Source organism: Halodesulfovibrio oceani subsp. galateae (assembly GCF_055397225.1).
On sequence record NZ_AP042453.1, the window covers coordinates 197,023 to 219,546 of the forward strand.

General features: G+C 46.3%; 17 protein-coding genes. 5 read left to right on the top strand and 12 right to left on the bottom strand.

Annotated elements, in window-relative coordinates; genetic code table 11:
* Window positions 1-3: 3 nt before the first annotated feature.
* The 12 genes from ACZ5V1_RS00825 to ACZ5V1_RS00880 all read right to left on the bottom strand — a co-directional run bounded on the left by ACZ5V1_RS00825 (window position 4) and on the right by ACZ5V1_RS00880 (window position 17,144).
* A complete protein-coding gene (locus ACZ5V1_RS00825; protein WP_464390169.1) occupies window positions 4-1,980 on the bottom strand; it encodes a DUF6785 family protein in 1,977 nt (658 codons plus the stop codon).
* Complete coding sequence (locus ACZ5V1_RS00830) at window positions 1,977-6,953, bottom strand: FtsX-like permease family protein (protein ID WP_464390170.1); 4,977 nt, start codon at window positions 6,951-6,953, stop codon at window positions 1,977-1,979. Before ACZ5V1_RS00830 ends, ACZ5V1_RS00825 begins: the two co-directional genes overlap by 4 nt.
* Complete coding sequence (locus ACZ5V1_RS00835; RefSeq protein ID WP_464385421.1) at window positions 6,953-7,693, bottom strand: ABC transporter ATP-binding protein; 741 nt, start codon at window positions 7,691-7,693, stop codon at window positions 6,953-6,955. Before ACZ5V1_RS00835 ends, ACZ5V1_RS00830 begins: the two co-directional genes overlap by 1 nt.
* The gene (locus ACZ5V1_RS00840; RefSeq protein ID WP_464390171.1) at window positions 7,675-8,571 is read right to left on the bottom strand and encodes a class I SAM-dependent methyltransferase; all 897 of its coding nucleotides are present in this window, start codon (window positions 8,569-8,571) and stop codon (window positions 7,675-7,677) included. The genes ACZ5V1_RS00835 and ACZ5V1_RS00840 overlap by 19 nt, the downstream gene beginning before the upstream one ends.
* A 9-nt stretch (window positions 8,572-8,580) precedes the next feature.
* The gene (locus tag ACZ5V1_RS00845) at window positions 8,581-9,273 is read right to left on the bottom strand and encodes an ABC transporter permease (RefSeq protein ID WP_464390172.1); all 693 of its coding nucleotides are present in this window, start codon (window positions 9,271-9,273) and stop codon (window positions 8,581-8,583) included.
* 149 nt (window positions 9,274-9,422) lie between these two features.
* Window positions 9,423-10,226, bottom strand: a complete 804-nt coding sequence (locus ACZ5V1_RS00850; RefSeq protein WP_464390173.1) for a DUF2334 domain-containing protein — start codon at window positions 10,224-10,226, stop codon at window positions 9,423-9,425.
* A gap of 104 nt (window positions 10,227-10,330) precedes the next feature.
* The gene (locus tag ACZ5V1_RS00855; protein ID WP_464390174.1) at window positions 10,331-11,533 is read right to left on the bottom strand and encodes a glycosyltransferase family protein; all 1,203 of its coding nucleotides are present in this window, start codon (window positions 11,531-11,533) and stop codon (window positions 10,331-10,333) included.
* Window positions 11,533-12,150, bottom strand: a complete 618-nt coding sequence (locus ACZ5V1_RS00860; RefSeq protein WP_464390175.1) for a histidine phosphatase family protein — start codon at window positions 12,148-12,150, stop codon at window positions 11,533-11,535. The genes ACZ5V1_RS00855 and ACZ5V1_RS00860 overlap by 1 nt, the downstream gene beginning before the upstream one ends.
* Window positions 12,151-12,177: 27 nt before the next feature.
* A complete protein-coding gene (locus ACZ5V1_RS00865; RefSeq protein WP_464390176.1) occupies window positions 12,178-13,296 on the bottom strand; it encodes a glycosyltransferase family 4 protein in 1,119 nt (372 codons plus the stop codon).
* Window positions 13,293-14,657 (bottom strand): glycosyltransferase, encoded by a 1,365-nt coding sequence (locus ACZ5V1_RS00870; protein ID WP_464390177.1) that lies wholly within the window; start codon window positions 14,655-14,657, stop codon window positions 13,293-13,295. Before ACZ5V1_RS00870 ends, ACZ5V1_RS00865 begins: the two co-directional genes overlap by 4 nt.
* Window positions 14,650-15,855: a glycosyltransferase family protein gene (locus ACZ5V1_RS00875; RefSeq protein WP_464390178.1), complete on the bottom strand. Its 1,206-nt coding sequence runs from the start codon at window positions 15,853-15,855 to the stop codon at window positions 14,650-14,652. The genes ACZ5V1_RS00870 and ACZ5V1_RS00875 overlap by 8 nt, the downstream gene beginning before the upstream one ends.
* A gap of 113 nt (window positions 15,856-15,968) precedes the next feature.
* Entirely contained in the window at window positions 15,969-17,144 is a 1,176-nt protein-coding gene (locus ACZ5V1_RS00880; protein WP_464390179.1) for a radical SAM protein, read from the bottom strand.
* A gap of 125 nt (window positions 17,145-17,269) precedes the next feature.
* On the opposite strand from ACZ5V1_RS00880, the gene ACZ5V1_RS00885 reads away from it, so the two are divergent.
* The 5 genes from ACZ5V1_RS00885 to ACZ5V1_RS00905 all read left to right on the top strand — a co-directional run bounded on the left by ACZ5V1_RS00885 (window position 17,270) and on the right by ACZ5V1_RS00905 (window position 22,229).
* Entirely contained in the window at window positions 17,270-17,578 is a 309-nt protein-coding gene (locus ACZ5V1_RS00885) for a hypothetical protein (protein ID WP_464390180.1), read from the top strand.
* A 297-nt stretch (window positions 17,579-17,875) separates the two neighbouring features.
* On the top strand, window positions 17,876-19,894 hold the full coding sequence (locus ACZ5V1_RS00890; RefSeq protein WP_464390181.1) for a PAS domain-containing sensor histidine kinase: 2,019 nt from the start codon (window positions 17,876-17,878) through the stop codon (window positions 19,892-19,894).
* A 106-nt stretch (window positions 19,895-20,000) separates the two neighbouring features.
* Window positions 20,001-20,360, top strand: a complete 360-nt coding sequence (locus ACZ5V1_RS00895; RefSeq protein ID WP_160714896.1) for an ArsR/SmtB family transcription factor — start codon at window positions 20,001-20,003, stop codon at window positions 20,358-20,360.
* Between the two features lie 302 nt (window positions 20,361-20,662).
* Window positions 20,663-21,388 (top strand): FadR/GntR family transcriptional regulator, encoded by a 726-nt coding sequence (locus tag ACZ5V1_RS00900; RefSeq protein WP_464390182.1) that lies wholly within the window; start codon window positions 20,663-20,665, stop codon window positions 21,386-21,388.
* A gap of 43 nt (window positions 21,389-21,431) precedes the next feature.
* Window positions 21,432-22,229, top strand: a complete 798-nt coding sequence (locus tag ACZ5V1_RS00905; protein ID WP_464390183.1) for a sulfite exporter TauE/SafE family protein — start codon at window positions 21,432-21,434, stop codon at window positions 22,227-22,229.
* Window positions 22,230-22,524: the final 295 nt, after the last annotated feature.

Below are 22,524 nucleotides of genomic sequence, written 5' to 3' on the forward strand. Positions count from 1 at the left end.
GACCTATCCCCCAAGTACCGGAAATACTGGATACACAATTCCAGAGAAGAGACTCACGATAGCCCATACGCCGCCCATAAGCATGTCGCCGATAACAAGCCCCACAAACACCATCTGAACTTTTCGATAGAGAGCTGTGCCCCCGTAATGCAGTACCAGATAATTGCAGAGCCACCCGAGGAAGAAGCAAACCCACAGGATACGCATACTTTTGCTGTACGCTGCGATAAAACCTAATGGATGAAGCGGCCACCAAGGGAATTTGTAGAAACAGAAGACAAGAACACCCATAAATATAGCACCAATCATAGCGAAAGATGTGGTCCACGAGTTGGCACTCAGTGGGGCATCAATTAACCTGCCTGCATTTTCATAGATGGATAATATGGACTGTGATTGAACTTCGAGTTGAAGATCACGCAGTCCTGTTTTGTATCCAAGAATGAGCATGGAGCAGAATGCGGTGCAGACACACAGGGCGAGAAGAATTGTCAGCGCAAGGAAGAAGCGCCGTTTGCTTTTTGTGTTTTCAGAAATCTTGTTGCCGTGCACAAGGTTCGGCATGAGGGACTCCTGAACATCAAGGAACATCATTTTTTGCATCACAGCCGTAAGGGCAATACCAGCTGCGCCAAGGAAGCGGGTTCCCAGTATGCCGGTAACACCGTCGGAAGGTGCAGCAGTAAGCATAAACTGTGGCAATCCGCCCTGAGTGATGACGCGGGAGATAACCAGTAAGATTACAAAGAAGACAACAGGTATTACCACAGAGCCACCAATGGACATACCGAACCATCGGCACCAGACCATCATGGCTGCGATACCGGCAACTGCGCCCCATAAAGACCACGAAGCAGGTATAATTTCACCTTGATGAACTGTTGTATTTCGTAAGCCTGATTTGAAAACATTTACCAAGTGCTCACGTGCGAGCCAGAGAATAAACAAAAAGAATATCAGGGTAGAGCCCATGACCATTGCTTCTGCCGGACGCGCAAGGTTTGGTCCGAAGTTAATGCCCATGGCAGATTGAGGCACATTGAATCCCAGTACATATAAGATGCCCATAAAAAGTGCACCGAAGATATAGAAGAACCAGAAGCTGAACGCGATTTGCCGCGTGGCAAGGAAGGCAAAGCCAATATATGCTGGAACTAGGAACAGTTGCAGTTTGTTGAAACCGGAAAAGAGCCCGTATTTTGGGAAATATTGTCCGGCAAGCACGATCATCGGGAGTTGAGGTATGGACGGATAATGGTAGCTCAGTCCGTTAATCATGTGGATAAATACTGGAATACCAATACCCCAGAGGAGAAATTTATTGGTCAGGAACTCCCGCATTTTTCCGGAGTCTAAGGCATCACTCAAAAACTGCGGCACGCGTAGGAGAGGAAAGTTGACGCGTTCGTTTTCTACCCATTGCCTGCCGAACAGGTTAACGAGGCAAAGCATAGTGAGGTACGCCATCATGATGAACAGTCCCCACAATGTGAGAACACCTGTCCATGCTACCCAAGGGATTTGTTGAACAACTTGAAGGAGGCTCATATTCCGTCCGCCGATGAATCCTTCATACAACGGCTTCACCACGGAAGGGTCGTTCATATACCATGAGTCAGGCAGGTACGGCGTAAGTGTTTTTACCCAGTTGTATCCACCAGTCTGGTAATAAACCGGTGCGGTAATATTAAGAAAGAATGATTCTGCCAGTCCGGAATATCCGATGCCGATACCGATGACCATAAAGAGCCATGTTACAAGTTGCTCCGTACCATTCAGCAAAGGTTTTGTGTTTGTTGATGTGGCAATAATTGCTGTACCAATAAACAAAAAGAATGAAATGAAAAACGGTGCAAGCGGGAAATGTCCACCACCAAGCGGTGTACCGCCAAGCCATGCGGTATTGAATGGCCCTGCTGCGCACATGAGTATGCCGAGAAGAATGGCAAAGGCTAGAGCGGGGAGTCGTAACGTATTCATGCGCTGTCTCCTTTGGTCTCCATCGCTGTAGGCGGAACCTCTTGTCCTGTTTCAGCAAAGGCAGTTTTAAAGTCGTCTTCATAGCTTTTGCGTGCGCTTTTTTCGATAGAACGCCATACAAGAAGTTGTTTCCGCAGACCATGCAGGAATGGTTTATTCAGGTTTTGCCAGACACGTTTTTCTCCGGCCTCACGGGTCAGGATTACATGAATTTCTTTGAAGCCGTGATGTGATTCAGAAGGACACATGATGAGCTGCACATTTTGACGTACTCCAAAGTCAAACGGGGCAAGCCAAGTTTTAAAATCGAAAGTAAGGCATGCGTCACCTGCGGCATCCTGCTGTACTGCGTCTGGTATGAGCCCTTTTTCAACAAGATCATCCGGCGGCAGGAAAGAGCATGTGATGTCTTCCGTAGAGAAGTCCCCATGCGATATGTCTGCGTGTCCATGGTAGTACTCGTACAGGAAGCCTCCGGCGAAGGCCTGTTCAGAACTTCGTACAAGGAATGGCAACTCGATGCGCATAACATCGCCTTCCGGCTCCGGCAGTTTCCATGCCCGTGTGACATCAGGAATGGCAATTTCTGATGCAATTCTGGAAGGGTAGATGGAGGATATGAGCACAACAATTATGATGAGCAACATAGCCATGACACCGGCAGTGGAGGAATAGTTAGCAGTCATCCCTGCCCATAACTCCGTGCCGGACATAAAGCCGGACACCGTTTGCGCTATGAGATAACCGAACACTGCGCTGATGACCGCAAAAGCTAGGGATTCTGCCACAAAGAGGAATGCCACGTGGGACGGAGCCAGCCCGACAGATGTGTAGACGCCGATTTCACCGCGTCGCTCATACACTGAACCGATCATGGTGTTCAGTACAATCAGTACAGCAATGCCGATAGGAATCAGGATAGTGGAAAGACCACTGTAGCTGATGAAATTAGAGGCATAGTACAGATATGTACCAGAAGTAGTGCCGCTGAATATAAGCATACCGAAGCGGTAGCCGAGATTCAGTAGACCATGGTTTACATCGTCCGGTTTATCTTTCCCTGTTTTAATGGCTACAGCTTTAAGTGAGCCGCCTTCGGATAGAAGCGTGCGTGCAGGAATAATAACGGTACGTGCGCCGCTTATATGTTCGTAACGACTTTCGTAACGTAAGAGATCTTCCCCTCGATTGAGTGCTTCGGCCTCAGTATCACTTAGGTCGGAAGCGGCAATGTTAGGGTAAATGATCGGCGTGATCGGCTCGCCATCAAGGTCTTTACTTTCAGCCAGCGCTTTGTTTTTGATGATGCCACGTACAGTGTAAGGTATTCCCCAGAATAGAACTTGAGGAGCAATTGCACCGATGTGGGTTATGCCAAGCTGGGTTGCAATTTCTTCCGGTAGAATAATTGCGTGCTGATCGCTTTCCTCAAACCATGATCCGGAAATAAGATGCTTACTTACCGTACTCATGTCTCTTTCTGAAGGAGCAAGCCCGATGAGTGCGCGTGCTGATGATTCCTTGCCGTTGTATTCCACAGGCAGGAACGGGGCGCGTGTTTTGTCTTGGATTTCAAACCATACACGCGGGGATAATACTCCTTCTGCTCCAAACAAATCAGTGGTGATTTGGAGTGTTTCTACCGGCATATCACGCCAGTTCGGGTTCTTTAGAAGTAACCCGTAATATGGAGCAGAGTCACTGAACTCTACCCATCCGGCAGTACGGATGCTTTTGGTAGAGGTAAAGTTCATAATGGTAAATGTCAGAATGGTAAGCGTTGCAATAGTTAACGCAGTACGCAACGGTCTGCGACGTAAGTTACTTACTCCGATAGCCATCGCAGCAGTAAAGGTCGCACTTTTATTCGCTTCAGAAACTCGTATATTGTGCGATTGCTCCTGAAAATTCTTAATCTCTCGCTCAAAGCGGAGGAATATGATCATCGACACAAGGAACGAAAGCCCAATGATGAAAAATGCTAGAATTACAATGAGCGGGCTATATGTGAGCTGGAATGCAGGATGTACAAAATAGACAACAAGAATTGTGGCTGTGAGCAGGCCGAGGAATGCAAGAATTCGTTTATAGATGGAAGCATACCCGAAGAGTAGGCGTTCAAGACAGTAGGCAAACGGTACAAACAGCGCAATGTAGAAGAGCACACCGGAGAGAACGTCTCGTTGGGTCCCTTCAATATCGTTGTACACAAGCGAAGCTGTCGCAAGTGATGCGCGGGATGTGTTAAGCAAACCGACCCAGTCTTTTTGCGTATAGTATTCATCTGCCTGCGTTAACAGCAGTTGGGCTTGGCTGAAGAGACTGGATATACGTTCGTTGTGAATGCCTTTGCTTTCCAGATTTGCAATACGCGGAATGAGCAGTGTCCACATGTCTTTGGCTGCATGGTATTCGGTAAACGGAATTACAGGCCACTTGCTGATGAGGTACCCCTTACCCAACGGGTCTTCAGGAGTGTTATTCAACAGGAGAACTTTTTTACCGAGAACGGTGTCCGAAAGTGTGAGCTTGAAAGGTACTTCCGGTTCAAGGAAGAACGTCCCCAGTGTCGAACTGCGCGTATCCAGTCGAGAATACCAGAAGCGTAACGGGCTGGTTTCAGTCCGCGCATCAATAATCTCTGTTCGATACAGGTACGCAAGTGTTCGTGCATCAAGCAGGTTAAAAAGCGTGGTTTGTGCACAGTCAAACATGGTGAGCTGTGTCCCCATGTTATTGCGGCGCATTTTTACTCGGTAGTTGCTTTTACCGGTAGTCGGCTTGTCCACTGCCCATACGGCAAGGCCGGTCTCAGGATTTATTTTATAGGCTTCAATGACAGCTTTGTGCACAGTGAACTGGGAGGTGGCGAGTCCCGGAAGATCAAAACTGCCATCTGTATTAACCATGGAATAAAAACGGGTAGGTCCTTGATAGGCAAGAATAAGTGTACCCACGGCAGGTTTATCCGGAAAAGGTTCACCCTGACGCTGTAAGTTTACGCTGCCGCCCAATGTTGCAGAGCCATTTCTGCCACGGTCAATAACAGGCAGAGGATTGTTGGCTATGGTCGTAATGAGTGACGTAACAAATTCATTTTGAATCAGTGCGTATTCTTGGTCTGTGGCGTCCAGAATATCGTACGGAGTTCCCCACAACGGACGGAAATCGTGCAGGGACGCAAGACTGATCATCGGGAAGCCGGCAATGGCCAAAACTTCACTACTGAACTTCGGATTGTCTGGAAGGTAACTTTGCCATGGAGTTGTCGGAGTCGGGTGCAGTGAATCCTGCCAGAGCTCGTCATAGTTCGGTAATGTTTTGGCATGTTCCGTTACCATTTCTGATAATGGCCCGAAGAATGATGTTCGATTAATGCTCGGTTTTAATTCATATAAGTAACCTCGGGTAAATCCTCCGACACCAGTACTGTGGGTGGAAAGATAGAGCCCGAAACCTGCTTGCAATGTGCGTTCGCCAATTGCTTCTTTTAAAAGTCGTTTGCTTTCAGCACTGCGTAAACGAATGACAAGATCGGCGAACCGTTCCTGCTGTTCTGCAGTGGCGAGCGATAAGAGACTGCGTAATATTGTAAGTTCTTCTGGTGGAATAGGGCGTGTTGCTTGCTGTTTAGAGCTTAACCAGAGGAGATTACGAAGCTCCAGCCGCTTTGCTGCGAGTTCTTTAATGCGCCTGTTATCTTCTTCTGAGTCGGTTGCGGCAAGGCGCAGTCGTGAAACTTCCCGCGTGTACATATCTGCTTGCGTTTTGGATACTGAGTCGAGCGCGAGCCGAAGCAGCTCACATTCTCTTGCGGAATAAGTGGATAACGATTGCGGCGTATCCAGCAAATTTGGATTGTTGAGAATTGCAATGGTGTCTCGTGTGTCAGACGCTTTTTGCGCAAGATTTGTGGATAGTTTTTTTATGTCACCCACTGATTGTGCTAATAGCGACGCAAAGGAGCGCATTCCCGCATTACTTTGGGCGTGCCCGGATGTAGCAAGCAACAGAACAGATTCTTCAGGCGGATTATCGCCAAGTCGTTCAGCAATGGACAGGAGCGTGGCGATGGAAGTTGATTCGTCTGCTCCCGGGGCGTGTTCTGGAACGAATGCGCCCGTATCGTAGAATGCCTCTACGAGCATAAAGTCTTTATCAGCATCTTCCCCTGTTCCGGGAATAAATGCCCATACGTTTTCACCTTCTGCCTGAACCCATTGGACATTGGCAGAGACAGTCACTTTGATTTCTTGATTCTGCGCCATGGTTTGGTCATAGAGCGCGTCGAGATCGCCAAAAAGTTCTACCGCTTTCTGATGTGAAATCCAGAAGCGGGGAAAGTCGATAGGTGTAAGCTCAAACTTGTCAGTAAAAAGAGCTTTTGTTGGTGGTGTCATATGCCCGTCATCTACGTAGATAAGGGCTGATGCGCCAAGTTGTGCAGCGTTGATCCAGTTCTTCCCTGATGCCAGATTCATGATGACAATGGCGCCTTGTACATCTTTGCCATTGAACTCAACAAGGTCACCATTTTTAACGTAAATAATGTGACCTGTTATGCCTTCCTTTGTGGTGGTTGGCGGAGTGACGGCATTCAGGCGCAGAGGCGGGAGTATTACTGGTTGCTGATTTATGATGCCGGCTCGTTTAAGAGTGCCGATTTTGAAATGTGTAACAGGGAGAAGAAAGGACTGAATGCCGGTTTTGACAGACTTGTGATTCGAAAAGTCTGCTTCAAAATGGTCATGGATAAAGCGCGCAGCTTCCTTTGCTCCTTGCGATCCTGTGAATCTGTCATGGAGTAAAGAAAGAGCGTAGGTAGTCTTTCTAAACTGTTTGGCACTGTCTGAATTTTTTTTAGCAAAGCTGTCTTGAACGGTGAAGCAGAACACAAAACAAGATGCAAAAAGCATAGCTATGCATAACGAGGATAAGACCTTGCGGATAGGTATGGCAAAGATGGAGTTCATTAGCGCTCCTTCTCTCCGATTGTTCCAAGAGAAACATTCAGTTCGTCGCGGTGTTCTATTTTATCAACACGTCCGTCTTTGACCCATACAACTCGATCAGAAACGTTGATCATTTTGTAATCGTGTGTAGCGGTAATGATGGTTACCCCGCGTTCTCTGCACAGGGTACGGAGCAGTTCGATGACTTCTTCACCGGTGCGCTGATCAAGGTTACCTGTAGGTTCATCCGCAAGAATAATGGCAGGATCATTCGCGAAGGAACGTGCAATGGCGACTCGCTGCTGCTGGCCGCCGGATAATTCCAGAGGTTTATGCTGATGACGGGAGCCAAGCCCTACAAGGTCAAGCAGCTCTAATCCTTTTTCTGTTGCGGCATCACTATGCACGCCTGCAAAAGTCATAGGCAGGGTGACATTTTCCAACGCGGTCAATGTTGGAATAATATTGAAGGTCTGGAATATGTACCCGATTTTTCGGTTACGCAGCCACGCCAGTTCATAGGCATCCAACTGCGAAATATCCACTTCATCGATAAAGACTTTTCCTTCAGTCGGTTTATCCAGCCCGCCGATCATATTGAACAACGTGGTTTTACCGCTGCCGGAAGAGCCCATGATGGAGAGGTACTCACCAGAGTAGATTTCCAGATTAACACCACGCAGTGCATGCACGTGTTGTTTACCCATCTTAAAGGTCTTTTTAACGCCTTCAACTCGGACAATTATCTGCTTTTCTTCCATCGAGCCTCTCCCTGGCTGTGCGCTGTTGCCGGTGCTTCCAGCTTATGGGCGCGGATGGTTACTTCAAAAAATTTATCCGGAGTTATGGCAAACTCCTGATACGTTGCTGACAGTTTTTTTCGTGTGTAGATGGCGCAAAGAGTGTTGGAGACATGATACAGGTTCTGGTGCTCTTCCGGTGGCAGGCCGTCCATAATGCCAGCCAGAACAGCCCATCGAACTTTTTCCGGTGAATCGGCGTAGTCATGCCATACAATCATCGAGTCATCGTCTTTCAGCAGAGGAAAAATATTTTGAGTGTCACTGGTGACTGCTGCTGCGTGGTGATCACCGTCGACAAAAATAAGATCAAATTTTTCTGTAAGGGTTGAAAAATCAAATGAAAGTGTATCACAATTTATACAGGTAATATTGGGATACTGCTCAGGTGTAATAAAAAATCCATCCTGCCGGATCATGGAATTGCTGAATCCCGCTTGTGACTGTTGAGCCGGGGAAAGGCTCAGGGAATAGCAGGTGTTGGTATGCGGTGCCACATTGGTAATAGATTCACCGCGCCATCTGCCTATCTCCAGATAATCACAGTCGTCATATGATCGGGCGAGTCCTTTCAGCAGGGCAATGTCCATAGGCGTTGCTGCGGCTTCCAGCATGGCATACGGCGTAATTGTTTCTTCAAATTCCGGTATAAGCTCAAGAAGATCCACTTGTGGCAGGCCGAGGCCCAGCCCGTATGATTTCGTAACGTATTGCTGCCACCATTGCGTGTCGTGCCTATCGCGATAAATAGATTTCAGCGCCTTATGCGGCTTGCGCAACAGGTACCATAAAGCAGTGAGCATACGGTTGCGTTTGGACTGTGAGAGCGTGCGTGTCATGCGTAGTTCCTAGTGCTGTGCGTTAAGTGCTTTTACTGGTTCCATGCGTGCTGCAAGGATTGCGGGGTACAATACGCCGATAATACTCAGCGTAAATCCGGTAGCTGTTGCAATAAGGAATGAGACAAAGACATCGGCCAACGAAACAAGAATTAAGGATGCCACACCGAAATTGACCAGCCCGTTGAGGAACGCAAAAGCGATTCCTGCGGCTGCTCCGATGGCTGCACCGATAATACCGATGATTGCTGCTTCAATAAGGAATAATCTGAGGATAATAGAATCAAGTGCACCAAGGCACTTGAATATACCGATAATGCGGAAGCGTTCTGTAACGGACATAAGCTGCGCATTGATGATGCCGACAGTACATACGAGAAGAGAGAGAAGGACTATCCAGCGCTCTTTGGGGCCTGTTGTGACAGTGCCGAGGGCGGTATCAACATCAAACCCCATTTCTGTGAGGAGTGACGCAAATTGGGTTCCACCGAATTGAACAAGTCCGGTCGCGATATTCAGATTGACCAGAATAAACGCAAGAAATGCAACCGCGAGGATAAGGCTGCTCATGGTGATGAGAGAGCGGGTGAATCGGTTGCGTAAATTTTGAACCGCAAAGTCGAATGATTTACTCCACGGAAAGCCGATGCGATGGCTTGCGTCTTGAGTGAAAAATCCGGTGCGTGATGTTTTTTCCGGCATAATTATCCCTACAGTTGCTGCTCAACAGACCAACCCATATTTTTCGTAGAGAAGGATGTTCTCCGAAACTATGCAATAAAAGGAACAACCTTTGACTGCACGCTGTAAAGTTGTGTTCTATGGTTGAGCAAAATCATGAGTAATCGACATCATAGCATATAGGAATATATGGGAACAGGTCGTACAGGGTAGCTTTGTAAGATTATCAGCAGGCGTTGCAAAAAATCCTCGGCAGCACTGTTCATTCTATCGTGATGCAGCATGATGCCGCACCGGCCGGAAGCAATGCCTGAGTGCAATTCTTTCAGGAGTCCATTCCAGCCACTTGCCGCTGTGAGCTCGCTACGGGTGTGTAGATCAACATTAACCGGAATGTCCGGTAGAATTTCTTGATGGGGTGCAGAAGAGGCTCGCGAGATGGCTTTGCAGCCAATGTTTTGTAAAATTTGGATGTTCGAATCTGAAATTCTGTTCCACGGTGGGGTGAATATAGGAGAGAAAGATTCTCCGAATAGCGATGTCAGGGTTTCATACCCCTGCTGCAATTCTTCTGCGCATGTCTGATGAAGTCTGTTGCTACCGAACTCACACTTACGGCCATGCGTTGTGTGATTTACATGTGACCAACCGTGTTGGTGCCAGCCCCACAGGTGGTTTTTATTTGGTGCTACGGACTGAAGAGCATCAACATGCCTTTCTGTGCTCCATGCAGGGACGACAGCCAGTGCTAGCGGTGTGTCGTGATCTGCAAAAATTTGCAGCATCTTTCGGCATGGGGTTGATGGAATGGCTACGTCATCCGCGCGGAAAAAGATTGTAGGCTCTTCTCCCATAGGGTGGCCGTTTTCTGCGTGTGCTTCTATGCCTGCCTGAATAGTTTGTGCAAGTAATGCCAGAATATTGGAAGGCACTGCATGCCATAGCGCTGAAATATACGGTCGTTGTTTTGCCATAGTCTCACTGCCTCCAATAGGTTAAAAATGCACATAATTAGCTTTCACATAACTATTTTGCAGCAGAGTTATCTTTGACAGAGTAGTGTTTTGACAGGTCGTCTTTACCCTGCTGCTTTATGACTCAATAATTGCTCTAATATTCGAACAGATTCTGCTGCCCCTTGTAGATCAACTTGATGATGCGGTGGCGGTGCCGGGGTCTCGATATACTTCGTGAGTAGATTGCAAAGGTGATCTGATTGCATGTCTTCCTGTTCAAGAATTTTGAGTGCCCCAAGCTGTTCCAGACTTGTTGAACGCATACGTTGTTCGCGATTTTGATCGAACGGATACACCAATCCGTAGGTGTTTACTGCGAGTAAATTCATGGTGGTGTTGTATCCAGCCATGCTCAACGATATGTCAGCTGCGCTGAGATGATTGATGAAATCCGGAATGAAATCGGTGACAGTAATATGCGGGTGTGGTTCACAAAGCTGTTGAATGTGTGCCTGGCTATCCTGCCGCATGAAAGGCCCTGTGGAGATGAGGAGTTTGTGGGGCGTTGAATTGTTAAGTTGGATGGATGCGGCTGCAAGTTGTTCCATAATTTCCGAATGCACTGAACCGCTGCCGATACTGCCGAGAATGAATGGCGTGTCGGGTGGAATTGAGAGTGACTCACGAACTGCTTTCGGGTTGATACCGTGAGGTAGCGGTGTGATGTATCCAGTATTGTAAATTGGAATTTTGATGTCGTTGATTCGGGGAAAGGTTGCATCCAGCGTGATCACTTTTGGATCAGTATGCACGAGGACAGCATCAAAATAGGTGTTCAAAATAGAAAGAACACGCTCTTCAAATTCCTGCTGTTTTGTTTTTTCGACAAGGATGTCCCGCACGCTGCATACGGTCTTCATATTGGGGAAGGCGTTTTGTTTTGAAAGTTCCAGAACAGGCATAAGTTCAAAGCTGAATTGCTTACGACCAAAGGGGAAAAGTTCCACTAGAAAAATGTCCGGCTGCAATGCCTTGAGTGATTCTGTTAAAATCGTTGTGCGCTGGGCTTTAATGGCATCAAGCTCATGTTCTGTGAGAACATGCTTGGTGCCGTCTTTGTCTGTACGAATGAATGCACCGAACTCCTCATCCATGGAGAGGGAGGGTAACTCAATAACCTGTACATGAGGCGGATAGGTGATGGATAAAGGAGTGCCACCTGTAATGAGTGTTACATCATGTCCCTCGAGTGCTTTATCTATCTCCAGACTACGGAAAAAATGCCCCATGCCGAGCACATGCTGGCAGTAGTGAACAATGCGCATTAGAGCACCTCGTTAAGGGCTAACACTGAATATTGTGTTGATTCCGGTGTGGTTTGCTCTGCAACAAGACGATGCAAGGCATGTTTTTCAATAAGCCTTCCTTCCTCGGGAAGAAAATTTTTATGCATAAGATGGTTGGCTATGATTGCGATATTGCCATAGTGGGTCACAACGAGGATATTTTCCCCTTCCCAGCGAAGGGTTGCATCATGCAGTGCCTCAAGCGTTCTGTTGAGAACCTTTGTTCTGCTTTCACCGCTTGGTGGTGTAAATTCCCATCCTGCTGCTTCCTGACGAGCTACTTCTTCAGGGGCAATTTCACGCAGATGGTGGATTGAATCGCCAGTCCATGTGCCCCAGTCCTGCTCCCGTAGGCGATAATCAAGATCAAACGGGAGATTCAAATGTTTGTTTAATGCCAGTGCGGTGAAGTACGCACGGGATAGGTCGCTGGTGAGGATTCGTGTCCATGGATGTTGCATGATGGAAGGAATCCATCCGTCAATGACTTCGTAGCTTTCTTGCGGAAGCGGAACATCGTATTGTCCCTGAATTCGTTTCACGGCATTCCAGCCTGTGGGAGCGTGGCGTAGGAGACCAATATGTGTTTGTTTCATGGCAACCTCTGGGGTGGAGTCGTTGGCTTATGATGTTGTTCTTGTGATGACGCGAAGCTTTGCGTCTACTTCTTCATAGTTATGTTGAATATTATGATTGGTTACAGCATGCGTGGTTGCAGCCGCGCCCATGGTTGTTCGTAATTCTTTCGATTCTACCAGTCTGGCAATTGCCTGAGTAAAAGCGTTGTTGTCGTACGACGGGGTAATGATGCCTGTCTTTCCATTTTTCACAACTTGCGGGGCACCGTCATGATCCCATGCAACGACTGGTAATCCACAGCTTTGGGCTTCCAGATACACCATTCCAAGTCCCTCATCGATGCCGGGAAAGGCAAAAATATCGCAACTGGAATAGATTTGCGGTAATTGTTCTGAAGGAACAGTGCCCAGAAACGTGTATCGGTTCGGCAACAATTGCTGAGCTTTTCTTTCGAGATATGCGCGCATTATGCCGTTTCCGGCGATGATCAGCTGAATGTCATGCCCTTGAGAGATCAGATCATGGCAAGCGTTAATGACGTGCTCTACACCTTCCGATTTTGTTCCTTCTCTCAGCATGGCAACTGTCAGCACCACAATGCTGTTTGTTGCATTCCATGCGGTGCGATTGTTTGCGCGTAATGTTTCATCCCGTGTGAACTTAGTTGTCTGGATACCGGGCGGGATGAATGTGAGACGATTGGAGGGAATAATTTGCTGTAGCCCCTCCATATCTCGATGTTTGTTTGCAAAAATATGCGTTGCCTGTTGCAGCGCTTTTTTATTGAGATAATACCCCGGCTTTGTGTTCCAGCTTTTCTTTCGCTTGGGGGCATGGGACGGGGCAAAAATTGTGTATGGAATATCTTCTTTTGCTGCCAGAGATCCTAGAATGTCCGGAGCCTTATAGTACGAATGATAGGTAAACCATACATCGGGTTTCTCACTACTTTGCAGAATCTCTTTTACAAGCTGGGCGGTTGCGTATGCTTGCCCCCATTGGCGGGGTTGTTTCCAGATATAGCGTGTAGATACTTGTGGAACTATCCATACGTCATGCCCTTGAGTCTTAAAAAATGTTGCTAAGTCTTCTGCAATGGTCACATCTCCGGATATGCGGGGATGTGTCAGCGGTTTGAACGGGGTGCAGAACGCAATTTTCATGAAGATGACCACTCCATTTCTGACATGGTGTCTGCTTCTTCCCGAACAATGCCGTTTTCTTCAAAGATATCTCCGAGCTGCATAATAAGCTGTCTGTTGTTGAATACTTTATGAACCTTACGTTCGGCACCGGATATGATGGTCTGCCGCAGTGCCTCGTTGGTGAGTAGTTGTTCTGTGGCATTCGCTAACGCATCCGCATTGTCGCAAGGAGCAAGGAGACCCGACTTGTTGTGTTCTACAAGTTCAGGGATTCCAGACACGCGGGTTGCAACCACAGGAACTCCCATTGCCATGGCTTCTGCCAGCACATTGGGAATGCCGTCCCTGTCGCCATCCTGCGCGGTGGTGCACCCTAGAAGAAACAGGTCAGCTTTGCGGTAATGACGCAGTACTTCCTCGTGAGGAAGCGTGCCGGTAAATTCTACAAAATCAGTGAGCCCATATTGGTACACAATGCTTTCAAGCTTTTCTAACAATGGTCCTTCGCCGATAAGTGTGTACCGGAAGGGCAGGTTGCGTAAAAAGAGAAGGCGAAGGCTTTCCAGAATTGTATCGAGTCCCTTTTTTTCCACCAGTCGTGCCACCGTAAGAATTGAATAGGGAGGGTGGTTTGTAAGTCCGTTCTTATTTGTAGAGAAGAGGGACAAGTCTATACCGTGGTAAATTGTATGGACAGGGCAATAGCCGGGTTGTGGAGTTCGAACCGGAGAGCCGTCTTCTATTGGAGCCAAAGCATAATGGGGCGGAGCATTAGGGGCTGGGTATGATCTGGCGATAGTTTCCAGCGCAAGCTTATTGTATTTTGTGCAGGTGATAGCAAAAAGAGCGTGTTGCATTTTTTCTGCAACTCGTTCCGGCTTTTGCGTGTAGATATCTTTTGCATGGGCGGTAAAGCTGAACGGAACATTCGCAAGCTTGGCTGCGTACATTGCAACGGATGTTGGAGTATGCACAAAGTGGCTGTGGAGATGGGTAATATTTTTTGCTTGAACCGTATTGGCCACCACACATGCCTGCATAAAATGCTTAATCCATGTGTGGACTTTCGCGGTTCCTGAGAAGCGGGAAAGAAAGAATTTGAACGTCTTGCAGAACGTTGGAGTGTGCAGCAGGGCACATAAAAGCGTGTTCCACAGCAGACGCGGGAAACCTAGAGAAAGATATTCCGGTAAATATGTAACCTGCGCGTGGATGGACTTTACTGATTTGTGTGAAAATGTTTCACGCGGTTTTCGCATTGAAAAAATGTGAATAGTAAAGCCTTGTTCTTCTAATAATTTGATCTCGTTGGAGATAAAAGTTTCAGAGATGCGCGGGTATCCTTTCAGGATCATACCAAGTGTAGGCACGCTATGCATCGATGGTATCCCCTTTAAATGCGGAGAGTCGTGAGCGAATGATTTCAAGTCCGGTCATGGAAAATGCGTTAATACTTTGCTCGTACTGTGAAGAGTCTTCGAGCATAGTGACCAATTTTTCACGCAGCGATAACGGGGTGAGGCAATCCCATTTGATATAGTCTGCCAGTTTGGCGGATTGTAGTACGCGTGCACGGATAAGCTGTTCAAGTCGCGGGCTTTCCCGTGGAATAATGAGCGATGGTTTTTTGAGAGATAAAATTTCGCAGATAGTATTGTACCCGCCCATGCTCACTACAAGGTCAGCTGCTGCCATGATCTTTTCCAACCGTTTATGGAAAGTGGCAAAGATTACACCACATTTTTTTGCTCTTTTTGCAAGAGAGTCCTGCAAGTCCTGCGGAACAAAAGGACCAGAAACCATATAGGTTTTAAATGGGATGTCCGGTGTTTCTTCTATCATTGTTAGATAGGTATCCAGCATGTGATACCCGTCGCCTCCGCCTCCGGCGGTGACAACAATAAGTTTGCTGGAATCAGCTGTTCCGTTGCCGTTTCCATTCATAAGTTGCTTGAGTGTGATTTTTCGATTGGGTGTCTGGCGAGGTATGTAGCCGGTGAAAACACACTTGTTGCTGATGGAAGGGGGAAGGCCGTATTCAACAATCGGGTTGTAAAAATTTTCTTGTCCGTAAATCCATATCTCTGAATACAGGGAATCCAGTACGTTGAAGTAGTTTTTTTCATTCCACTCTGCACGGGTGGATGCTGAATCGTCTAAAATATCACGTAATCCCAGCACAACTTTAGTGTCGGGACGTGATGTTTTAAACCATTGGAGTACCGGTAGTACTTCCCCTTTGAGACCCACAGGAACTTTGTCCACAATGAACAGGTCAGGGTCAAAAGACTTTGCCGTGGCAGTTATGATCTCCTGCCGTATTTCCAAAGCTTTTTGTGGATCAACTTTAATGGAGTGGGGCACATAGACGGTATTGCTTTGCTTAATCATACCGGGGATGCGGACGAAGTCGACACCGAAAGGAATGGGGAAACGACCGGCGATGGGAGAACCTGTCAGAATAAGAATATTAACGCCGGGCGCACTTAAATTCCGTGCAATAGCCATTGTCCTTCGTATATGCCCAAGTCCATATGTATCATGGGAATACATGAGGATATTGTATGTAGAACTCATGAGTAATTACCGCACCTTGGTAAGATGTTCACAGTGAATGCAAGTATCTAAGTCTGTGAATCATTACAGAAAAAAATAGTATTATTGTTTTTGTAAGAGCCCGTAGTGAAACGTTATTTTTCTTCCGTCAGCGGTATTGCTTGTCCGGTTGCGACAAAATGTTCTGCTGTTGTCGCGCTCGGCCGCACTATTTCGCTGACTTCAGGATGGGCAGAAGATAGTCTTTGCTCACTGATAATATCTTCTATTATGGCAAGGTTCTGCTTATACAACGGGATGTGTGGGTGGATGCTGTTTGCGTGTTCGAAAAGTCGTTTGGCGTGAGCATAGTCCCCGTTACCGTGTGCAAAGATTCCAATATTGTTCAGTGCGCTGGAGTGCTCGCTGTCATAGACGAGTGTTTGGCGGAAGGCATTGGCGGCGTTTTTTTCTGAACCTGTGAGAAATGAGCGCATTCCTTCAATAAACCATCCCTCAGCAGGATTAAGGTCTACATAATTGATTCCCTGACACGGGCATCTGTCAACTGCGCAAGGTGTGGCACCGGCGTTGAGGCTGACATCATTATGAATGTTACCGAGTACGGTTTTGTCTCCCGGACAGCGTAATATTGTTCCGTCCGGTTCCATACGAATAAAAGAATGACCACTTTTGCAGTTAACACCACGGAAGTTGAACACCATTTTCGTGCCTGCTCCCGGATGATGAGCAAAAATATTTTTGATGTTTGTAGAGTAATTTTGCGGGTATTTTAGTGAGTTGTAGATACCTTTGAATGGACGGGGTGTAATAGGAACACCACTTTTTTTGAAAAATTCGACATCAGCAGGGTATCTATCTTCCATTAAGGGATGCAGTACGTAGTTAACTTTAATGGTGAACCCTGCATCAGCAAGTGTATGATAATTTTTAATAAATTGTGGTACTGCATTTCTTTTTTCACGTTCTTCTATATGCAAAGATGCATAGATATCATTAACGCGTGAAGGAGAAATTCTTTCTGCAAAGTCTGCTATTTGAGTAGATAAACTTAAGTTTGTGTCCACACCAATATAATGATTTTGCGTAACTTGTTCACATAGAGAGACAAAGTCAGGATAAATGAAAGGCTCTCCTCCTGTCATTCCCACTAACCAACGGCCATTATTGTTGTTAAGAAAATCTAAAAGCGTGTCAGTAGATACTGGATCAGTTATTTTGCCGTTTGTGTGGGGAAAATAACAGTAGGAACATTGAAAGTTACAATTCCTCGTCATGTTCCATATCATTGATTTGTTGTAATTAAGCATGGTTAAACAGCCTTGATGTGGTTTGCAAATAACTGGTTGAAGTGGTAATGAACCACTGCATTTTATTTTAGAAATATTCTCATTTGTAATATCTGATGTGAGTAGCTCGCAGGAGACCTTGTATAATGGATTTACGCGTTTTAGCAGATTTAAAAGAATACCTTACAGTGAAACAACATACTCCGGGTCGATTGAAGGTTAAAGTTAGTTTAGGTATCCGTAATCATCCTAAGTTCCCGGAATTGCAGAATGCAGCCAAAGGTGGAAGCTCTGCCATTAAGAAGACTAATCTGAACATTTTTACGCAAACATTAACTGTTGATTACGACAGTACTATGTTGCCTTTCGAAGCATTGCAGGAGCTGCTCTCCAGTGATGATCCGGATCGTATTGCCTTGTTAGCCACAGAGCTGATGGCTGGTGTAAGCGTTTAGCATTGATATAAGATATAACATCGTTGGTGATTCCTTTCTTAAAGGAGGCATGCGATGTTTTGTAAAACAGGTGACACCCTGCAGAGACTACTCTTTGCGGGGTGTTTTTGTTATTATAAGTATGAATAATAGTGTGTTACCGATCAGAGGAGCGAATTGTGAACGGTTTTGTAGTTATTATAGAATCCAAATACTATGCCCAAACGTTTTAGAAAATCGCGTAACGTATTGCAATTAACCTTGTTTTCCGTATGAGTATGAGTAGCCGAAGAGCCTACATCATTATTGGAGAATTGCATGGCAGGTGTGTCAGGAAAGAATGGGCGTATAAAAAGTAATGCGGACAAACAACAAAGTGCAAACGACTTTGAGGCATTTGTTGCGCAGTATATTTGTGATGCTGAAGTTCCAAGCTATGCGGATGCAGCGCCGTCTTCGCAATCTGTTTTGCCATACGAGTTGTTGCTAAAGGTTCTGGATTCAGGCCCGATGGCGATTGCATTGTTTTCTGAGACAGGTTGTCCCATGTATTGGAATGACCGCTTTGAGCAATATTTCGGTTCACTTGAAGGTGCCAATGCTGAAAGGCTAACACAAACGAAAACGAGCCTGTGGCGCTGCGTTGGTCAAAATGTGTTTGCAGTTAGGGAAAGGCAGCAAGAAACAAATGGTGAGTGCTGTAAGTTAAGCGAACACGGCACATACGTGTGGTTTGAGACTCGTACACAGATCGTTAAGGCTGATGGTGCAGGAGTTGTCTATTTGTATGTAGCTACAGATATCACCCACCAGAAAACAGCGCAGATAGGATTGAAGCAAACTCGTGATGAACTTGAAGAACGGGTAAAAGAACGCACCACCATTCTTGCAAAAGTGAACAACACATTGGAAGAGCAAGTTGCGCGAAGCAAACGCCAGCAGCAGGCGCTTGTGGAGAGTGAAGAACGGTTCCGCAATATTTTTTTAAACAAGCATGGTGTTCGCTTGTTGTGGGATACCGCTACGTTTGAAATAGAAGAAGCAAACAGTGGCGCGGCGGAATTTTATGGATATGAACAAGGTGATATGATCGGTCAGCCGTTGCAGAAGATAACGGGGATGTCTATTTCAGCTGTTCACGACAGAATTGATGAAGTGAAGCGCTCCGGACAGGTTTCATTTACTGCGCTTCATCGTCAGGCAAATGGTGAAATGAAGTATGTTGAAGTTCACTTTGTCGGCGCCAAGAACAGAGGCCGCCTACTCGTTTACGCATTCATTATTGATATAAGTGAACGGATCGAAGCTGAACGCAAGGTACATGAACACAAAAATAACCTGAAAGCATTAATGAATGCGATGGGCGATTGCGCGCTGCTTGTTGATCCGGAGGGGCAGGTTATTACCATGAACCATGCCGCCGGACAGGAATTTAAATGTGTGGGACAGCCTGCGGGCAGTGTGAATATTTTTGATATATTGGGTGAACGCGTTGCAGATGCATGGCGCGGTGCTTTTGATGCTGTGTTGGTTATGGGGATGGCAGAGCATATAGAAATAGACGTGTGCCGATGCTGGAATGTTTCCTTTTTTCCGGTGTTCACCGAGAGTCTGGATATTAGTGCTGTTGCGATTTATGCGGAAGATATTACGTTTGAAAAACGTACTGCAGAACAAATGAAGCTACTGTCAAAACGAGTGCTTTCCGCACAGGAAGACGAGCGTAAGCGGATCGGACGGGAATTGCATGACAGCACTGCGCAGACCATTTCCGGCATCAAATATTTATTGGAAAGTGAAGTGGCGCGTATGGAACGGGGAGCAGAGGTTGCTCCTGCACGACTCAACAAAATGATTGAACTGCTACAAGGTGCGATCGTTGAGTTACGGCATATTATTATGGCGCTGCGTCCGACAATTCTTGATGATCTAGGGCTTATTTCTGCATTACGCTGGCTGTTGAACGAAGCATCTATTCTACATCCTTCCTTTAACTTCTCCGGTACTTTTGACTTATCTGAACAAATTTTTAGTGAATTGCAGAAAACTGTTCTTTTTCGCGTGGCTCAAGAAGCGCTCTCCAATGCGGCAAAACATAGTCGAGGCAATAATATTTGGCTCCACATTAAACAGGAAGGCAATGACTGCGTACTGTATGTGCAGGATGACGGTGTAGGCTTTGCTGTGGATAATTGTTCAAGAGCAGGTGTAGGGCTTGGTAGTATGCGCGAGCGAATTGAGCTTGCGAACGGTAGATTGGATATTTTATCTCTTAATGGTGAGGGAACACTGGTTCGAGCAGCGGTTCCTATTTGTGCTGTAGACACGAGTGAGTAGCTTTTGTTTTTTCGGAGCAGCCTAAATAGACTTTATCAGTAGACTAAAGTACCATCACCGATAATCAGATTTATTCTGTAGCATACTAACTTTGCAGGAGGAGCGGGTGGCAGAACTTACACCTGTTTGCCAAATTACTTGTGTTCATGACGAAGCAGTGGCGAAAGTCCGAGAAGCCATGCCTCCTAGTGAGCACTTGAATAGTCTTTCAGAATTATTTAAAATTTTAGGCGACGGGACACGCATGCGTATCCTGAACGCGTTGTCGCATCACGAACTATGCGTTTGTGACCTTGTTACGATTATCGGAATGAGCCAACCTGCTGTTTCACATCAGCTGCGATTATTACGAACCGCTAAACTTGTGCGGTATAGAAAGGTTGGGAAAAATGTATATTACTCCCTTGCAGATGATCATGTGACAGTGCTGCTTTCCACAGCGCTTGAGCATATTTTGGAAGGGTAGAAGTTGCAACTAGTGAAGAATGTAATCACATAAGAAGAGCCAAGTTTTGATTTGCAATATGCATGTCAAAAGTTGGCTTTTTTTGTAGGCAAAATCGTATGTCGGATCTTATGTTCTTGTGTAAAAAGAGATATATAATATGTAATTGGCTGTTTTGAATGACTTTGAGAATCCATAGCAGATGTCTTTTTTGTTTACAGACGATTTTGGGCTTGCTATCACGTTCGTATTGGTCTGACCAATGCGGGTGGCTGGGGTGAACCTGCTCATGGTATAGTGAGCTGCAATACGAAGGAGTGGGTATGACGTCGTCTAAAAAGGGAACAAGCAATCACAGCACAAGGCAGCGCCGGGTGCATGAAAACATAGCAGATCAGCTGCGCGATCTTATTACTCGAGGAGAATTTCTTCCGGGGAAAAGGCTTCCTTCAGAGCGTAAGCTTGCAGAAATTTTTTCAGTATCGCGACACGGGGTACGTGAAGCTTTGCGTAAGCTGGAAGAGCAGGGGCTTGTTTTTTCGAGACAGGGCGACGGTACGTATGTGCGAAGAATTGAAGAAGCACAGGGCAGAAAGCCTGTTTCGGCAGCTCTTGACAGAAATAAGTGTCGGTATGTGGAAGTGCTTGAATTACGAAAGGTTATTGAACCGCAGATAGCCGCAATTGCAGCACAGTATATTACGGAAGACGAATTGATTGAATTGCGACGGGTTCTGGATGAACAGATTGATGAAATAAGTCAGGGGCGCACGGGCTCTGAGGCTGACTGTGAATTTCATAAGTTAATTGCAGCCGGAACCAGAAACAGCGTTATGCTGGAGATGGTCACGCGAATTCATGATATTGTGTCGCAAAGTTTAGAATTTACCTTGGAAAACAGTCATCGCAGGCACTGGGCTATTGAGACTCACGAACGTATTTTGCGCGCGCTTGAGAATAGAGACCCTGAGACGGCACGCAAGGAAATGTATGAGCATATAGCGTATGTTGAATCGCTAGCGCTTTCCGAATTGGAAGGGGAAGGGTAGTGCCTCGCCCCCTCGGTTGTTGTAATGAGAATGGAGAACTTCTATGATTTCAGTGGTACTTTTATATCTGGCTGTTGGGGCATTTGCAGGTGTGCTGGCAGGTTTGCTTGGTATTGGCGGCGGGCTGGTTATTGTTCCGCTGCTGGTGTTTAGTTTTACATTACAAGGGATTTCTCCGGATGTGTTGATGCACCTTGCTTTGGGTACTTCTCTCGCATCAATTATCTTTACCTCGACTGCAAGTTTTAGAGCACACGATAAGCGTGGTGCAGTACGCTGGGATGTGTTCCGTATGATCACACCGGGTATTATTATTGGTGGCTTGCTGGGAGCAGAGGTTGCCTCCCGTATGTCCTCCAGTTTGCTGAAAGGTATTTTTGTTTGTTTCTTATACTACGTAGGTTCTCAGATGTTGCTCGGTATCAAACCGAAAGCCAGCCGTGAACTTCCGGGAACTGTTGGTATTACAGGTGCTGGTGGTATTATCGGTATGGTGTCCAGCATTGTAGGTATCGGTGGTGGTACAATGTCTGTGCCGTTCCTGTCTTTCTGTAACGTCCCGTTACGTGTTGCAATTGGTACTGCTTCCGCTATCGGATTGCCAATCGCGCTTGCCGGAACAATCGGGTATGTGACAACGGGGTTTTCTGATCCGTCCACGCCTGCATACTCTTTCGGGTATGTTTACATTCCAGCTCTTCTCGGCATCATCAGTGCCAGTTGGTTTACAGCTCCTCTTGGAGCCAAACTCGCACATTCTCTTCCTGTTGGAAAATTAACTAAAATTTTTGCTGCATTACTGCTTGTTGTGGCAACGAAGATGCTTCTAAGTCTGTTTTAGTTGATACAAGTAAGCTGAATCTATAAAGGCACTCTATTCTTATTAGATAGAGTGCCTTTTTCTGTGCGTAATGATAAGGAAAAATGCATGTTGGTGGTTGTTATTTATCAGCAATATCAATAATACTGAAACTAAGACTCAGATTGCATGAGAAAATGCGTTTTGCAATGCTATTGCTGAATCGTAACTTCTACTTATCTTTGTCCCTTTTTGTGCGTTTAAGATTGAAGCGGTGCATTGGGCGCATAGTCTTAATCTGAAGAAATGACTTTAGTCAGTTGCTCCGGCATATCTG

Excerpts from the sequence above, each read along its gene's own strand:
- ACZ5V1_RS00825 (WP_464390169.1), bottom strand. The coding sequence starts at position 1,980 with ATGAATACGTTACGACTCCCCGCTCTAGCCTTTGCCATTCTTCTCGGC.
- ACZ5V1_RS00830 (WP_464390170.1), bottom strand. The coding sequence starts at position 6,953 with ATGAACTCCATCTTTGCCATACCTATCCGCAAGGTCTTATCCTCGTTA.
- ACZ5V1_RS00835 (WP_464385421.1), bottom strand. The coding sequence starts at position 7,693 with ATGGAAGAAAAGCAGATAATTGTCCGAGTTGAAGGCGTTAAAAAGACC.
- ACZ5V1_RS00840 (WP_464390171.1), bottom strand. The coding sequence starts at position 8,571 with ATGACACGCACGCTCTCACAGTCCAAACGCAACCGTATGCTCACTGCT.
- ACZ5V1_RS00845 (WP_464390172.1), bottom strand. The coding sequence starts at position 9,273 with ATGCCGGAAAAAACATCACGCACCGGATTTTTCACTCAAGACGCAAGC.
- ACZ5V1_RS00850 (WP_464390173.1), bottom strand. The coding sequence starts at position 10,226 with ATGGCAAAACAACGACCGTATATTTCAGCGCTATGGCATGCAGTGCCT.
- ACZ5V1_RS00855 (WP_464390174.1), bottom strand. The coding sequence starts at position 11,533 with ATGCGCATTGTTCACTACTGCCAGCATGTGCTCGGCATGGGGCATTTT.
- ACZ5V1_RS00860 (WP_464390175.1), bottom strand. The coding sequence starts at position 12,150 with ATGAAACAAACACATATTGGTCTCCTACGCCACGCTCCCACAGGCTGG.
- ACZ5V1_RS00865 (WP_464390176.1), bottom strand. The coding sequence starts at position 13,296 with ATGAAAATTGCGTTCTGCACCCCGTTCAAACCGCTGACACATCCCCGC.
- ACZ5V1_RS00870 (WP_464390177.1), bottom strand. The coding sequence starts at position 14,657 with ATGCATAGCGTGCCTACACTTGGTATGATCCTGAAAGGATACCCGCGC.
- ACZ5V1_RS00875 (WP_464390178.1), bottom strand. The coding sequence starts at position 15,855 with ATGAGTTCTACATACAATATCCTCATGTATTCCCATGATACATATGGA.
- ACZ5V1_RS00880 (WP_464390179.1), bottom strand. The coding sequence starts at position 17,144 with ATGCTTAATTACAACAAATCAATGATATGGAACATGACGAGGAATTGT.
- ACZ5V1_RS00885 (WP_464390180.1), top strand. The coding sequence starts at position 17,270 with ATGGATTTACGCGTTTTAGCAGATTTAAAAGAATACCTTACAGTGAAA.
- ACZ5V1_RS00890 (WP_464390181.1), top strand. The coding sequence starts at position 17,876 with ATGGCAGGTGTGTCAGGAAAGAATGGGCGTATAAAAAGTAATGCGGAC.
- ACZ5V1_RS00900 (WP_464390182.1), top strand. The coding sequence starts at position 20,663 with ATGACGTCGTCTAAAAAGGGAACAAGCAATCACAGCACAAGGCAGCGC.
- ACZ5V1_RS00905 (WP_464390183.1), top strand. The coding sequence starts at position 21,432 with ATGATTTCAGTGGTACTTTTATATCTGGCTGTTGGGGCATTTGCAGGT.